The organism is Pacificispira spongiicola (genome assembly GCF_012926505.1).
Classification (GTDB): domain Bacteria; phylum Pseudomonadota; class Alphaproteobacteria; order UBA8366; family Aestuariispiraceae; genus Pacificispira; species Pacificispira spongiicola.
Window position 1 is genome coordinate 207,101 of sequence record NZ_JABBNT010000003.1, and the last position, 14,752, is coordinate 221,852.

Sequence of the window (14,752 nt, forward strand, 5' to 3'; positions counted from 1 at the left end):
GTGCCGCAGTTGCGGAAGGGACTTTCGGGGATGAACCTATCCGACCTTATACGCAGGCTGTTCGTCGGCTCGTACCTGCCCAGTACGGAGGCGGTTCAACGCCAGATCCTGACCCTGATCGAAGGGAATGGACCTCTGGCGGCAACTATGCTCTATGCGCGCATCCAGCCCATTGGGGAAACCGGTTCCGGCCGCAGCCATATCGATCAGGCCGCCCAGATCCTGGTCAATATGCAGCGCGCAATAGCGACCGATGCGACGACGGGGCGGACGGTGGACCCGGTAAACGCGCCGGGTGCCTATCGACTGGCGGTCCTGCGTAAGGAGATAACGAAACGTGACTGACGATATGAAAAAAGAAACCGCCCCTAAAGATCCGACGCCTCTGGATCCGGTGGCGATTATGATCCTGGATCAACTGGCGGCCCTGCCGGACGACAAAAGCGCCGCGCCGGACGACATCGCCCGCGCCTATGCGGAAGCGCGACGGAAGCCCAGCGACGGCCGGGACCTTTACAAACGCTATCGCCGCGCGGTGAAGGAACAGGCGATCCATCTGGCCCGCGTCGGGCGGATCGAAATTCTACGGCGGGGCGAACCCGTCGATCCGGACGACTTCAAAGGCGTCTGGCGGATGCGACTGAAAAAATAAAAATTCGATGGAGTGGGATGGATGCGTTTCGGGTGGCAGGTTTTCGCGCTGGGTTTGGCGTTTTGCACGCTTTGGAGTTCCGCCTTCACGGTCGGTAAATTCGCGGTTCAAGTCGCGCCGCCCCTGACCTTTCTGGCGATCCGGTTCGGCATCGCCTTCCTGGTCATGTGGGCGGTCCTGACCGTTATGAAGCGCGGCTTGCCGAAGGACCGAAAGGATCTGTGGACCGCAATCTGGCTGGGCATTCTGAACAATGCCGCCTATCTGGGCCTGTGCTTCATCGCCTTCCGCACCACGTCGTCCAGCATGGTCGCGCTGATCGCCAGCTTGATGCCGTTGGTCACCGCCGCCCTGGCCTGGCCGGTGCTGGGCGAGGGTCTGACGCTACGCAAGATCGCTGGTTTGGTTCTGGGCACCGCAGGCGCGTGGTACATCCTGTGGAACCGTCTGGGCGGCGATCTTCAGGTCGATGATCCATTCGGTTTCGGTATCGCAACGATCGGTATGATCTGCCTTGCCTGCGGGACGGTCCTGTACAAGAAGCGCGGGGCCCATGCGGATCCGCTGGCCATGAACGCGGTCCAGGCATTGTCCGCCTCCGTCGTGCTGATTCCAACGGCCTTCCTGTTGGAGGATGTGACCGCCATCACCTTCGGCTGGACCTTCATCTGGACCCAGGCCTATACGGCGATCATCATGACCTTCGGCGCGCTGCTTCTGTGGTTCGCCCTGATCCGGCAGGCGGGCGCGGCGGCGGCCAGCACCTTCCATTTCCTCAATCCGGGGATCGCGATGTTGATCGCATGGCTGGCCTTGAACGAAACCATCACGGTGCCGGACGTCACGGGCCTGATCCCGGTGGCCGTCGGTATCCTGATGGTCAATTGGCCCAGCGGAAAGAAAAAGGCCCAGGCAATCGCCTGAGCCTTCTTCCGTTCCACCCTTGGGACGCTTTAGTTCCCGGCGATAACCGCAGCCTTGGCGACCAGGTTTTCCGCCTGCTTGATCGACGCAATGTCGATCAGTCGACCATCGAGGGACACCGCGCCCTTGCCTTCCTTCTGGGCCTGTTCCATGGCTTCCAGAATTCGTTTCGCCTTCGTAACGTCTGCATCCGACGGCGAGAACAGCTCATTCGCCAAAGCGACCTGGCTGGGATGAATCGCCCATTTCCCCTCGCAACCCAAGACACCGGCGCGGTTCGCCTGGGCGCGATAGCCGTCGGGATCGGAAAAATCGCCGAACGGACCGTCGACCGGGCGCAGCCCGTTGGCGCGGGCAGCGACGACCATGCGGCTGATCGCGTAATGCCACATATCGCCCCAGTGATAGTCGCGCGGCGCATCGCCGTCACGGTCGGTCAGGACGCCGTAATCCGGGTGCGGTCCGCCGATGACGGTCGTCCGGGCCTTGGTTGACGCGGCGTAATCCGCGACACCGAAATGCAGGCTTTCATTGCGTTTGGACGCACCGGCGATCTCGTCGACATTCGCCATGCCCAGCGCCGTTTCGATGATCAGCTCGAAGCCGATTGCCTTTTTCCGTTTCACGGCGGCTTCCACCTGCGTCACCAACATATCGACGGCATAGACATCGGCGGCGGTGCCGACCTTCGGGATCATGATCATGTCCAGACGCTCGCCGCCCTGTTCCAGGATATCGACGACGTCGCGATACATGTAATGCGTATCCAGCCCGTTGATGCGCACGGACATGGTCTTCTTGCCCCAATCGATATCGTTCAGGGCCTCGATGATGTTCTTGCGCGCCTGTTCCTTTTCATCCGGCGCGACGGCATCTTCGCAATCCAGGAAGATCACGTCGACATCCGACTGGGCGGCCTTTTCGAAAAGTTCGGTACGGCTGCCGGGGACGGCGAGTTCGCTGCGGTTCAGGCGCGGCGTGGCCTGTTCGACGAGGGTAAAGCTCATGACGGGTCTCCTGGATCGATTTGCGTTTGACGTTAAAAATGGAAATAATTCCATATAACGGAAAGCGCAAGTCTAATCGGACCGTTTGCCCATCCCTCGCGCCTGCCCCAACCGCCGTTTGGCGAGCGGGTGTTTTTCCGCCACCAGTTTCGCCATGCGTTCGTTCAGGACATGCGTATAGATTTGCGTCGTCGCGATGTCGGCATGGCCCAGCATCTGCTGCACCGTGCGCAAATCCGCGCCATGGGCCACCAGATGCGCGGCGAAGGCATGGCGCAGGACATGCGGGCTGACCTTCGCCGGGTCCAGACCGGATTCCAGCGCCAGGGCCTTCAATTGCTGGCCGAAACGCTGACGGGTCAGATGGCCTTCTTCCGATCGGCTGGGGAACAGGAAGGGGCTGTCATCCACTCCTGCGGACAGAAAGCTATGCCGTGCGGGGAAATAGTCGCGCATCGCCGTCTGGGAGGCCGGAGACAACGGGACCAGCCGTTCCTTGCCGCCCTTGCCGCGCACGGTCAGGAAGGGTTCTTCCCGCCGCGCGGCAGAGGCGGGCAAGGTAACGAGTTCGCTGACCCGCAGCCCGGTGGCGTAAAGCAATTCCAGAAGACAGGTCAGACGCAGACCTTCCGCGCCCTCGACATCGCGGGCGGCGGCGAGCAGGCGGTCGACCTCTTCCTCGCTGAGATATTTCGGCAGGGGACGCCCCGTCCGCGGAGAATCGACGCTGGCCGTCGCATCCGACCCCGTGATTCCTTCTGCAAACAGGAAGCGGTGAAACTGGCGCAAGGCGGACAGCCGCCGCGCCGCCGTCGTCGACTTCACGCCCTCCGCCTCCAGCCCCGCCAGATAGTCGGAAATGTCGGCACCGTCGGCACGGTCCACCGAAACGCCGCGATGCGTCAGAAAGGCTTCGTAGTGTTCCAAGTCGCGGCGATAGGCATCGATCGTGTTCTTCGACGCGCCGCGTTCCGCGACCATCATTTCCAGAAAGGCGTCGCGGAAGCGGGACATCGCCGTCGCCGTCCCGATCCGGGTCTAACGCTGCGCCGGGATCGGCGCCGGGGCGAGAAGGACCGCCATTTCCAGCGCCAGACGATGCGATTCCCGCATCAGCCCCACATCCGACAAGGCCCCGACGATGGTAACCAGACTGGCCGGATCCGGATTTTCCGTGCCCGCCGCGTCCAGCGCGGCCGCGGCCAGCAAGGCCGTTTCGCCGACGCGCTTTTGCCCGGCGGCGAGGGACAGCAACCGGGCTTGAAGCGGTCCCATCGCATGACGGTCGGCAATCGCCCCTTCCGCCATCCCCCCCTCTGCCATGGCCCCTTCCGCCATAGCCAGGGCACGCAGTCCACTGTCGCTTTCCAGCGGCGTGCGGCCGGTCGCGGCATCGACCACGGCGCGCAGGAAATCCGCATGGGCCGCGCCCGCATCCTTGTCTTCGGCGCCCGCGATCACGGCATCGCGCCAGCCCGACGCCGCCCGGGCCAGTGCCGGTCCGGCCTCCCCGGACAGGACCGCCAGATGCCATAGTCGGGAATCGGACTCGCTCGCTTCCGTCGAAATCGACAGGGCGTTGCGCAACAATCCATGCCAGCGCCGCGCCCGGTCCAGATCGCCGGTGACATAGAACATGCGCGCCGCCGTTTCCGCGAACCACAGCAGATCGGCGCTCGGCTCGATATCCGCCGCCGCCATGGCGAAGACCGGCGCGACCGCCAACAAAACGCCGTCGCCGCGCGCCCGGTCCAACGCAACCGCGACCGCTTCCGCCCGCAAGGCGGGAATATCCCAGCGGTCCAGAACCTGAAGCAGCAGGGCGCGGGCCGCCGGCGGGCTGATCTTGTCCAGAACCTCGAACGGCGCGTCCAGGGCAGACGCCTTGAACGCTTCCGCCCGATAGGCTTCCGCCAGACGGTCTGGTGAAACCTGACCCGATACCGCCGCCGCTTCCATCGCGTCCAGCCCAGCGCCTTGTTGCAGGGCCAATTGGCGGATCAACGGATCGTCGGTGCCGTCCGGGACCGGGGCGGCGGTCTGGCGCAGCAGGGCGTAATGCAGTGGGCCTTTGGCCGTCATGCCCGATGTCTGCGCGCTCAATCCCAGGGTCAACGTTTCCATCAACGAGAAATAGAGCGGGTCTTCGACGCCGGTATCGGCCAGGGTCTGCGCGGACAGTGACGCTTGATCCGTCTGCCCGGCAACCGCCTGACAGAAGGCCAGCAGTTTCGCCCAGAACGCGTCCGGCGAGGCCGACCCGCTGTTCCCCGCCGCCGTGCCGCAGGCCGCGGGCAGGTCGAAAGCCGCCAATTGGGCTTCCGCTTCGGCCTCCGCGCCATTGGCCCCGCCGGAGGCCGAGCCGTCCGCGCCGGACAGGGACGTCGCCCCGACCCGCGCCAAAGCGGCGGCATCCGTGGTGAAGCCAAGGCGAGTCAGCGCGGAAACCCGCGCATCCAAAATTTTGCCAGAGGCGTCGGAACCGCTTTTCGGCGGCAGGCTGGCGGCGGACAGCAACAGGCGTCGCACCAGATCGCGCGCCGCCGGATACCCTCCCGCACCCGTCACCCCATCGATCAGCGCCAGGATACTGTCGCGCGACAGGCCGGACCACAGGGTCACCGGCAAGGCCGTATCATCGGGATGCAGGGCGCCCACGGCCTCCACATCCACACCGCCCAGATCCTCGACCGCGATTCCGGCGGGGGCGGACAGGGACGGCATTTCCGGCATGGCCGGGACGGGAACCGCGCCCGCATCCGGGGAATTCGGCGCATCGACCGTTGGGGACTCCACCGACGGGGATTCGGACGGGAACAGCTGCACCTGCGCGACGGCCGCCCTCGGCCCGAACAGGGTGACAGGCCCCAGCAGAACCGCCGAAATCAGTACGGATTTAGTTGTTCGTGAAACGGGCATTGTCCAACTCGCGCTCGACCGATGTGGTCGGGGCCGGGATGTCATAGGCGATCAAATAGGCGCTGCCGCCGATCAGAGCGGCGAAAATAAGACCGATGACAAATAAAAGTACTTTTCCCAACTATCCTCTCCCGATCGGGTGATGTCGCGGACGGATGCCGCGCATGACTTTCGGCTGTGACTGTATGCTGCGTCGCCCGCTTAGGACAGCGCAGGCTTTACCCTATTCGCTGACTATGGCAATTCTGCGGCTCCTATTAAAGTTCGGTACGGCAAATTTTTCGGCAATCCAGGTGGATCCTTCCTTGAATCAGCGCGTGACCAGCCAGGATGCGGACCGCCGCAACGATAGCCGGAAAGCCGGGCCAGGTGACACCGCGCCCGATTCGATCCCGGCGCTGAATCGCTGCCTTGTGTTGGTCGGTATGATGGGGGCCGGGAAATCCGCGGTCGGACGGCAGTTGGCACAGCGGCTGGGTCTACCCTTCCTGGACGCCGATACGGAAATCGAAAAGGCCGCGGGCTGTTCCATCGCGGAAATCTTCGAACAATATGGAGAAGCGCATTTCCGCGACGGCGAACGGCGCGTGATCGCGCGGCTGGTCGATGACGGGCCGATCGTCCTGGCGACCGGCGGCGGCGCGTTCATGGATGCCGACACGCGGGCCCTATTGAAGGAAAAGGCCCTGACCGTCTGGCTGAACGCGGATTTCGACATACTTTGGGACCGGGTGTCGCGGCGTACTCACCGACCGCTGCTGCAAACGGCCGATCCCAAGGGAACCCTGAAACGGCTGATGACGGAACGCTATCCCGTCTATACCGAAGCCGACATCACGGTCGTCTCCGACGAGGCGCCGAAGGATGAGACGGTCAACCGGGTGCTGGCGGCCGTATCCGATTATATCGAAGGCGAAACGAAATGACGCGTGCAACGGTACCGGTCGCCCTGGGCGATCGCAGCTACGACATTCATATCGGCCCGACGGCGCTTGCCGAAAGCGGCGGGCTGATCAAACCGTTGCTGAAGCGAAACAAAATTGTGGTGATCAGCGACGAGACCGTGGCGGGCCTGCATCTGGAAACATTGCAAGGCTCTCTGGACCGCGCCGGAATCGCCCATGACGCGATCGTCCTGCCGCCGGGGGAAGGGACCAAGAGCTTCGACCAATTGTCGGCGCTGCTGGACCGGCTGTTCGAGATCGGCATCGAGCGGTCGACCACCCTGATCGCGCTGGGCGGCGGGGTGATCGGCGATCTGGTCGGCTTCACCGCCGCCATCGCGTTGCGCGGCATCGACTTCATCCAGATTCCGACGACGCTGCTGGCGCAGGTGGACAGTTCCGTCGGCGGTAAGACAGGGATCAATGTCCCGGCGGGCAAGAATCTGGTCGGCGCCTTTCATCAACCGCGCCTCGTTCTGGCCGATACAGGCGTGCTGGACACGCTGTCTCCCCGGGAATTGCGCGCCGGATATGCGGAAATCGTAAAATACGGCGCCATCGACGATTTCCCCTTCTTCCAATGGCTGGAAACCCATGGCGCGGATCTATTGGCGGGCGATCTTGCCGCCCGGATCGAGGCCGTGCAGGTCAGTTGCGCCGCCAAGGCCCGCATCGTCGCGGAAGACGAACGCGAGGCCGACCGCCGCGCCCTGTTGAATTTCGGCCATACCTTCGGCCATGCGCTGGAATCCGCCACCGGCTATTCCAGCCGCCTGCTGCATGGGGAATCGGTCGCCATCGGCATGGCCATGGCCTTCGATCTGTCGGCGCGGCTGGGCCTGTGCGACGGACAGGACGCGGCGCGCTTCGCCCGGCATCTGGCGGAACTGGGCCTGCCGACGGGTCCGACCTCCGTCCCCGGCATGACCTGGAACGCGCAGGATCTTGTGGCCCGCATGGCGACCGACAAGAAGGTGAAGGACGGCCGTCTGACCTTCATCCTCAGCCACGGCATCGGGAAGGCCTTCGTCACCCAGGATGTCCGGGTCGAGGACCTGACCGCCTGCATCGAAGAGGCCATCGCCGCATGACGATGACGGAAAACGACTTCTACCTGTTGGCGGCGATCCTGCTGCTGTTGGTTTTGTCCTTTTTCTTTTCCGGGTCGGAAACGGCCCTGACCGCGACCTCGCGGTCGCGCATGCATCAGCAGGCGAAAAACGGCGAGGAACGGGCGACCACGGTCCTGAAACTGCTGGAACGCAAGGACCGGCTGATCGGCGCGATCCTGCTGGGGAACAATCTGGTCAACATCCTGGCATCCGCCCTGGCGACGACGCTGCTGATCCGCCTGTTCGGGGAAGCGGGCGTGGTCTACGCCACCCTGGTGATGACGGCATTGGTGCTGATTTTCGCGGAAGTCCTGCCCAAGACCTATTCCTTGAGCCATGCCGATACCGTGGCGCTGCGCGTCGCGGGTCTGATGCGTTGGATCGTTTTCATTTTCGCGCCGATCACGGCGGCGGTGCAAAGCATCGTGCGCGCCACGCTGAAACCCTTCGGGGTCGAAATTTCGCACGCCATCAGCGTCGAACAGCATGAGGAAGAACTGCGCGGGGCTATCGACCTGCATTCGGGCGAAGACCCGGATATCGCGCATGAACGGGCCATGCTGCGGTCGATCCTGGACCTGGACGATGTGGAAGTGTCCGACATCATGACCCACCGCCGTCAGGTCGTGATGCTGGACCTGGACGAGCCGGTCGCGGACTGTGTCGAACAGGTGCTGGGCAGCCCCTATACCCGTATCCCGGTCTATCGCGGCAATTCCGACGACATTTCCGGGGTTATCCACGCCAAGGCGCTGCTGCGCGAAATCCATCAGCGCAAGGGCAGTATCGAAGACCTGGATCTTGGAGCCATTGCCTCCCAACCCTGGTTTATTCCGGATTCCACAACCCTGCTGGACCAGTTGCAGGCCTTCCGCGAGCGGCGGGAACATTTCGCCATCGTGGTCGACGAATACGGTGCCTTCATGGGAATCGTGACACTGGAGGATATTCTGGAACAGATCGTCGGCGAGATCGACGACGAAACCGACATCACCACCGTGCCCGGCGTTCGCCCGCAGCCGGACGGGACCTATATCGTGGAAGGCGGCGTCACCTTGCGCACCCTGGCCCGCGACCTGGATTGGAGCCTGCCGGATGACGATGCGGCGACCCTGGCCGGTTTGGTCCTGCATGAGGCGCGGCTGATCCCCGATCCGGGGCAGGTCTTCCTGTTCCACGGATTCCGGTTCGAGGTTCTGCGCCGCCAGCGCAACCAGATCACCCTTCTGCGGGTCACGCCGCCGCGCGACGACACCGTCGAAGATCAGGATTGAAGGTAGAAATTTATGCCGTTGAGCGACCCCGGCGTCCGCCGCCAGCATTACCACACCCGCGCTATCGAGGTTAAAGGCTTCTTCCGGGAAGACGGCCTGTGGGACATCGAAGGCCATATGCGCGACACAAAGACCTATACCTTCAACAATCACGACCGCGGCGACATCCATGCGGGCGAGCCGATCCACGACATGCTGCTGCGGATCACGATCGACGACACGATGCTGATCGTCGGCGCGGAGGCCTCGACGGAATCCAGCCCCTATTCCATCTGTGGGGAAATCGCGCCTGCCTATGAAAAGCTGATCGGCCTTCGCATCGGCGCCGGGTTCCACCGGGAGGTCAAAAAGCGCCTGGGCCGCGATGCCGGCTGTACGCATCTGACGGAACTGCTCTATCCCATGGCGACGGTCTGTTATCAGACCGCCTATGCCTCGCGTCGGAAAGCGCGGGAAGATTTCGGCCTGCCGCCGGACCCGCCGCAGGACAAGACGGACCGCAAGCCAGGCCATCTGGATTCCTGCCACGCCATGCGCCTGGACGGCCCGGTGGTACAAAAAGCCTGGCCGCAATTCTACACCGGCGAGTGATATCGGCGCGTTCGGGAAGGCCTTGACTTGGAGTGACTCCAGCCGATTACAAACGGGGTCACGACACGACGAGGGTAAACGCCGATGCGTATTTCCGAGGCCGCCGATGCCTGTGGGCTGAGCGCCGACACGATCCGCTATTACGAGAAATCCGGCATGATTCCGCCGATCCGACGGGATGCGTCCGGGCGGCGTCGCTTCAGCGCGGCCGATATCGATTGGCTGACCCTGATCTATTGGCTTCGCGAAACCGGCATGCCGCTGCGTCAGATGCGGCGATTTTTCACCCTGGCACAGGGCGGCCCGGAAACCATTCCCGAACGCCGACAGATTCTGACCGACCATGCCTCGGAATTGCAGCGGCGGCGCGAAAATCTGGATAAATGCGATGCCGTCCTCGCCATCAAGATCGCGAGCTACGACCAGCCGAAACCGAAAGTCACCCCATGAAATTCGCCTATCTGATCGAACCGCCCTTCAACGACCGAACCGAAAGCGGCGATATCGTCGGGTGCGACGTTGATTTGGCGCGGCATGTCTTCGCCGAATTGGGGATCGCGGCCGCGGAATTTGTCGAAACGTCTTTCGGCGAGTTGTTGCCCGGCCTGAACGACGGGCGATGGCGCATGACGACGGGGTTGTTCGCGACCGATTTGCGGCGCGAAGCCGCCGATTTCAGCCGCCCGATCTGGGCGCTGCCGGACGGGCTGTTGGTTCGGGACGGCAATCCCTTGGGCCTGACGGGGTATCGGTCGCTGGCAGCGTCGGAGACGGGCATCCTGGCCGTTATCCGCGATCAGTTCCAGCATCATTCCGCCCGAAAATTCGGTGTGCCGGATGATCGGATTGCCGTTTTCGAAACCTATAGCGATGCCGCGACCGCCGTTCGGGACGGACATGCCGATGCCTATGCCAGCGTGGCACGCGCCCATGCCGGATACCTTGATCGGCATTCCGGCTTGGTTCTGGACGTTATAGAGGTTCCCGCGGACGAGAAACCGCCCGCTTTCGGCTGTTTCGCCTTCGCAAAGGGAGACGACCGATTCCGCGAAGAGGTCGACCGGGTGCTGGCGGCTTATCTGGGCAGCCCCGACCATCGCCGCATGATGCATCGCTACGGTTTCAGCGACCGGGAAGTCGATCTGGTCGTTGCGGCCCGTTAGTTACTCGCCTGGCGCCTTGAGCCGCAGGGCGAGGGCGTGGACCGGGCCCGCCAATTCCTCCGCCAGAACGGCATAGACGCGGCGTTGGCGATCGACACGCGACAGGCCGTCAAAGGCGGCGGCGGTCATGGCCACATTGAAATGCGACGAGCCGGTGCCGGGCGACCCGGCGTGACCGGCATGGCGGTGGGAATCGTTTTCGACCACCAGGTCTTCCGGCGAAAACGCGGCGCGCAATTTGGTTTCGATGGCCTGTTCGACCGGGTTCATCGATATCTCCCTTCAAATCATGGTCCGATGTCTTGAACAGGACACCGTCGGGTTCCATAGTTTGGTCTCTCTTAAGCTTTCGGCAAGCGGACGGCAAAATCTTCATGCATGCGCGTTTTTCCAAAGGTCCCCGGAATAAAGACCCCAGGGACAGATCGCAGCGGGCACGTCTGTGCGATCATCCGGACTGCCTGGAAGACGGGCCGCATCCCGCGCCGAAATCGCGGGACCGGCTGCGCGACTATTTCTGGTTCTGCAAGACGCATGCGCGCGAATACAACGCCGCATGGGATTATTGCCGCGGCATGGGGCAGGCGGAAATCGACCGGATTATCCGTCAGGACGTGACCTGGGGCCGCCCGACATGGCCGCTGGGCCTGCAAAAGGCGGCGGCGGGCGGCGCGAGAAGCAGCTCCGGGCGCGGGGAGTTCTCCTTCGACGACGGCACGACGATCTTCGACGATCTGTCCGGCGGGCCGGGGCGTGCGGACGGGGCGGAACCGGATATGCCGGACGGCGCGATGGGCGGGGAGATTTGGGCCTTCCGCGTCCTAGGACTTTCTCCGCCGCTTACCTTGACCGGCCTAAAGGCGCGCTATAAGGATTTGGCGAAGCGTCTGCATCCCGATCTCAATGGAGGCGACAAGGAAGCGGAGGAAAGACTGAAGCGGATCAATTTGGCCTATGCCACATTGCGCGCCAATCTGACCGCATCGGTATCGAGATCGTGAGCCGCCGAACCCCGATTCAGGGGCGTTCGGCACGGGTGATGTTCTGATTTTTAGAAAGCGTGCTTGGATATGACGAAAGATTCCCTTCCCGGCGTGGATGTCCTGAACGAGCCGGATATCGAACTGTCCGTCCGTCAGACCTTCGGGATCGATACCGACATGGTCGTGCCGGCCTATTCCGTGCGCACGGAACATGTGCCGGATGTCGACGATACCTATGTTTTCGACCGGGAAACCACGATGGCGATCCTGGCGGGTTTCGCCTATAACCGCCGCGTCATGATCCAGGGCTATCACGGCACCGGGAAATCGACCCATATCGAACAGGTCGCCGCCCGCCTGAACTGGCCTTGCGTGCGCGTCAACCTGGACAGCCATATCAGCCGTATCGATCTGGTCGGCAAGGACGCAATCGTCCTGAAGGACGGCATGCAGGTCACCGAATTCCGCGAAGGCATCCTGCCCTGGGCGCTGCAGAACCCGGTCGCCATCTGCTTCGACGAATACGATGCGGGCCGCCCGGACGTGATGTTCGTGATCCAGCGCGTGCTGGAAATCGAAGGCAAGCTGACCCTGCTGGACCAGTCCAAGGTCATCCGCCCGCACAAATATTTCCGTCTCTTCGCCACGGCCAATACGGTCGGCCTCGGCGACACGTCGGGCCTGTATCACGGCACGCAGCAGATCAACCAGGGCCAGATGGACCGCTGGTCGATCGTCACCACGCTGAACTACCTGCCGCATGACGAGGAAGTGAAGATCGTCCTGGCGAAATCGCCGGAATTCGACACCGACGAGAAGCGCGACGTGATTTCCGCCATGGTGCATTGCGCCGACATGACGCGGTCCGGCTTCATCGGCGGCGACATTTCGACGGTGATGAGCCCCCGCACGGTGCTGACCTGGGCGGAAAACGCGCGCATCTTCAACGATGTCGCCTTCGCCTTCCGGGTCACGTTCCTGAACAAGTGCGACGAGACGGAACGCGCCACGATCGCGGAATATTATCAGCGTTGCTTCGGCGAGGAATTGCCAGAATCCAGCGCCGCGGTCCAGATTCACTAAGTCCCGACTAGGAGTCCTACGCATGGCCGCGGGCGATCGCGAAGCGCCGTTGGAAGCCTTCAAGCAGGCAAATGCCGCCTGCTTCCGGGCGGTCGCCGACCGTCCGGAGATTGAGGTCGCCTATGGCAGCGAACCCGCGCATATGACGGGGGAACGGGCGCGCCTGCCCGCGCCCGCCCGCCATCTGCCGGCGGAGGAAGTGGCCCAGGTGCGCGGCGAGGGCGATCAACTGGCCTGCCGCCTGCGCTATCACGACGCCAAGACGCATAATCAGCACCGCCCGGTCGGCGATGTCGCGCCGGTCGTCTACGACGCACTGGAAACCGCGCGGATCGAGGCCCTGGGCGGTCGTGATCGTGCCGGGCTGCGATCCAACCTGTCCGCCGCGCTGGAACAGAAATACCGGCGCATGGGCCTGCACCGGATCGAGGAAAAAACCGAAAGCGTTCTGCCGGAAGTCGTGCGCCTGCTGGCCCGCGAACGCCTGACCGGGGAGGCCCCGCCCCCCGCCGCGCGCCGCGCCGTCGATCTGTGGCGCAGCCAGATCGCGCCGAAGATCGAAAGCGCGCTGGACCGCCTGTCGCACCTGATCGACGATCAGGATGCCTATGCGGAGGAAGTCCGGCACCTGATCCGGTCCATGGATATCGACCTGGGCAACGAGGATGCGCCCGAAGGCGCGGATGACAGCGAGGGCGAACAGGACCAGGAGCAGTCCGACAATCAGGTCCAGGGCCAGAACGAGGAACAGGGCGGCGAGCAGGATTCCTCCCAGGCCGAAGGCACGTCGGAATCGGCGATGGGCGAGGCCGAGGAAGACGAGAACGGCGAGTATGCCGACGACGAAATGATGGGCGAGATGATGGAAGCGCCGGGGGCGGAACAGCCCGGCGATTCCGGCAAACGCTGGCGCCCGGAAAACGACCTGTCCAACGTCCCGAAGGAAAAATTCTACAAGGCCTTCACCGAGGCTTTCGATGAGGTCGTGGGCGCGGAAGACCTGTGCGATTCCGAGGAACTGACCCGCCTGCGCACCATGCTGGACCAGCAGTTGACGCATCTGCAGGGCATTATCGGCAAGCTGGCCAACCGGTTGCAGCGCCGCCTGATGGCGCAGCAACAGCGGTCCTGGGATTTCGACCTGGAGGAAGGCATCCTGGACACCGCGCGCATCGACCGCGTGGTGACGGCGCCGTCGCACCCGCTGTCCTTCAAGATGGAAAAGGACACGACCTTCCGCGATACCGTCGTCACCCTGTTGATCGACAATTCCGGGTCCATGCGCGGGCGGCCGATTTCCATCGCCGCCATGTCCGCCGACATTCTGGCGCGGACGCTGGAACGCTGCGGCGTACGGGTGGAAATCCTGGGCTTCACGACCCGCGCCTGGAAGGGCGGCCAATCCCGCGAACGCTGGCTCAGCGACGGCAAGCCCGCCAATCCGGGCCGCCTGAACGACCTGCGCCACATCGTCTATAAGCCGGCGGATCTGCCCTATCGCAGGGCGCGCCGGAATCTGGGCCTGATGCTGCGCGAGGGGCTGCTGAAGGAAAATATCGACGGCGAGGCCCTGATGTGGGCGCATCAGCGCCTGTTGGGCCGGCCGGAGGAACGCCGCATCCTGATGGTGATTTCCGACGGCGCGCCGGTCGACGATTCCACCCTGTCGGTCAATCCGGGCAACTATCTGGAACGCCATCTGCGCGACGTCATCGACTATATCGAAACCAAGTCGCCGGTCGAACTCGTCGCCATCGGCATCGGCCACGACGTCACCCGCTATTACCGGCGGGCCGTCACTATTGTCGATGTCGACCAGTTGGGCGGCACGATGATGGAACAATTGGCCGACCTGTTCGAAGACGAATCCGCGAAACCCAGAGGCCGCCGCAACGCCGCCAAGCTGGAACCGATCCGCGCCCGGCGCTGATTTCGCCACCCAAGAGAGTCCGCGCAACAGCCGGGGCCGCCCCGGACCGGATATCCGACCGAACACCCGACCGAACACCCGACCGCAGGGGGGACCTTGCCCCTATGCGGGCCACTCGCTTTCCCGCCATAAACACCATTTGTTCTCTTTAGGGGGCGAAAATTCTTGTA

17 protein-coding genes are annotated in these 14,752 nt (G+C 63.4%); 12 read left to right on the forward strand and 5 right to left on the reverse strand.

All coding sequences use genetic code 11. The annotated features are described in order from the left end of the window. The first annotated feature begins 30 nt into the window (after positions 1–30). The 3 genes from HH303_RS10430 to HH303_RS10440 are packed head-to-tail and all read left to right on the forward strand — an operon-like array spanning position 31 to position 1,576. Positions 31–345: a hypothetical protein gene (locus tag HH303_RS10430; protein WP_169625281.1), complete on the forward strand. Its 315-nt coding sequence runs from the start codon at positions 31–33 to the stop codon at positions 343–345. After that, the gene (locus HH303_RS10435) at positions 338–652 is read left to right on the forward strand and encodes a DUF3253 domain-containing protein (protein ID WP_169625282.1); all 315 of its coding nucleotides are present in this window, start codon (positions 338–340) and stop codon (positions 650–652) included. Before HH303_RS10430 ends, HH303_RS10435 begins: the two co-directional genes overlap by 8 nt. Positions 653–673: 21 nt before the next feature. Beyond that, the gene (locus HH303_RS10440) at positions 674–1,576 is read left to right on the forward strand and encodes a DMT family transporter (RefSeq protein ID WP_169625283.1); all 903 of its coding nucleotides are present in this window, start codon (positions 674–676) and stop codon (positions 1,574–1,576) included. 29 nt (positions 1,577–1,605) lie between these two features. Here the strand turns inward: HH303_RS10440 and HH303_RS10445 are convergent, their stop codons facing one another. The 4 genes from HH303_RS10445 to HH303_RS10460 form a co-directional block, all read right to left on the reverse strand. Next, positions 1,606–2,583, reverse strand: a complete 978-nt coding sequence (locus tag HH303_RS10445; RefSeq protein WP_169625284.1) for an HpcH/HpaI aldolase/citrate lyase family protein — start codon at positions 2,581–2,583, stop codon at positions 1,606–1,608. A 72-nt stretch (positions 2,584–2,655) separates the two neighbouring features. Further along, positions 2,656–3,597 (reverse strand): site-specific tyrosine recombinase XerD, encoded by a 942-nt coding sequence (xerD, locus tag HH303_RS10450; protein ID WP_169625285.1) that lies wholly within the window; start codon positions 3,595–3,597, stop codon positions 2,656–2,658. Between the two features lie 24 nt (positions 3,598–3,621). Then, positions 3,622–5,502, reverse strand: coding sequence for a hypothetical protein (locus HH303_RS10455; RefSeq protein WP_169625286.1), 1,881 nt, complete (start codon positions 5,500–5,502; stop codon positions 3,622–3,624). Continuing rightward, positions 5,480–5,623 carry a hypothetical protein gene (locus tag HH303_RS10460; protein WP_169625287.1) on the reverse strand — a complete coding sequence of 48 codons (144 nt, stop codon included), beginning with the start codon at positions 5,621–5,623 and terminating at the stop codon, positions 5,480–5,482. The genes HH303_RS10455 and HH303_RS10460 overlap by 23 nt, the downstream gene beginning before the upstream one ends. Positions 5,624–5,795: 172 nt before the next feature. Here HH303_RS10460 and HH303_RS10465 point away from each other — a divergent pair, with 172 nt between their 5' ends. The 6 genes from HH303_RS10465 to HH303_RS10490 all read left to right on the forward strand — a co-directional run bounded on the left by HH303_RS10465 (position 5,796) and on the right by HH303_RS10490 (position 10,586). Next, positions 5,796–6,428, forward strand: a complete 633-nt coding sequence (locus HH303_RS10465) for a shikimate kinase (RefSeq protein WP_319637378.1) — start codon at positions 5,796–5,798, stop codon at positions 6,426–6,428. Next, positions 6,425–7,537: a 3-dehydroquinate synthase gene (gene aroB, locus HH303_RS10470; protein WP_169625288.1), complete on the forward strand. Its 1,113-nt coding sequence runs from the start codon at positions 6,425–6,427 to the stop codon at positions 7,535–7,537. The genes HH303_RS10465 and aroB overlap by 4 nt, the downstream gene beginning before the upstream one ends. Continuing rightward, entirely contained in the window at positions 7,534–8,832 is a 1,299-nt protein-coding gene (locus HH303_RS10475; protein WP_169625289.1) for an HlyC/CorC family transporter, read from the forward strand. The genes aroB and HH303_RS10475 overlap by 4 nt, the downstream gene beginning before the upstream one ends. A 12-nt stretch (positions 8,833–8,844) precedes the next feature. Continuing rightward, positions 8,845–9,423, forward strand: coding sequence for a DUF2889 domain-containing protein (locus tag HH303_RS10480; protein ID WP_169625290.1), 579 nt, complete (start codon positions 8,845–8,847; stop codon positions 9,421–9,423). Between the two features lie 84 nt (positions 9,424–9,507). Then, on the forward strand, positions 9,508–9,873 hold the full coding sequence (locus HH303_RS10485) for a MerR family transcriptional regulator (protein WP_169625291.1): 366 nt from the start codon (positions 9,508–9,510) through the stop codon (positions 9,871–9,873). Continuing rightward, positions 9,870–10,586 (forward strand): transporter substrate-binding domain-containing protein, encoded by a 717-nt coding sequence (locus HH303_RS10490; RefSeq protein ID WP_169625292.1) that lies wholly within the window; start codon positions 9,870–9,872, stop codon positions 10,584–10,586. The genes HH303_RS10485 and HH303_RS10490 overlap by 4 nt, the downstream gene beginning before the upstream one ends. Here the strand turns inward: HH303_RS10490 and HH303_RS10495 are convergent, their stop codons facing one another. Further along, positions 10,587–10,856: a BolA family protein gene (locus tag HH303_RS10495; protein WP_169625293.1), complete on the reverse strand. Its 270-nt coding sequence runs from the start codon at positions 10,854–10,856 to the stop codon at positions 10,587–10,589. Between the two features lie 104 nt (positions 10,857–10,960). Here HH303_RS10495 and HH303_RS10500 point away from each other — a divergent pair, with 104 nt between their 5' ends. From HH303_RS10500 to cobT, 3 genes are all read left to right on the forward strand, one after another. Beyond that, complete coding sequence (locus tag HH303_RS10500) at positions 10,961–11,587, forward strand: J domain-containing protein (RefSeq protein WP_169625294.1); 627 nt, start codon at positions 10,961–10,963, stop codon at positions 11,585–11,587. Positions 11,588–11,656: 69 nt separating this feature from the next. Continuing rightward, a complete protein-coding gene (gene cobS / locus HH303_RS10505; RefSeq protein ID WP_169625295.1) occupies positions 11,657–12,652 on the forward strand; it encodes a cobaltochelatase subunit CobS in 996 nt (331 codons plus the stop codon). Positions 12,653–12,674: 22 nt separating this feature from the next. Continuing rightward, a complete protein-coding gene (gene cobT, locus HH303_RS10510) occupies positions 12,675–14,582 on the forward strand; it encodes a cobaltochelatase subunit CobT (protein WP_169625296.1) in 1,908 nt (635 codons plus the stop codon). Positions 14,583–14,752: the final 170 nt, after the last annotated feature.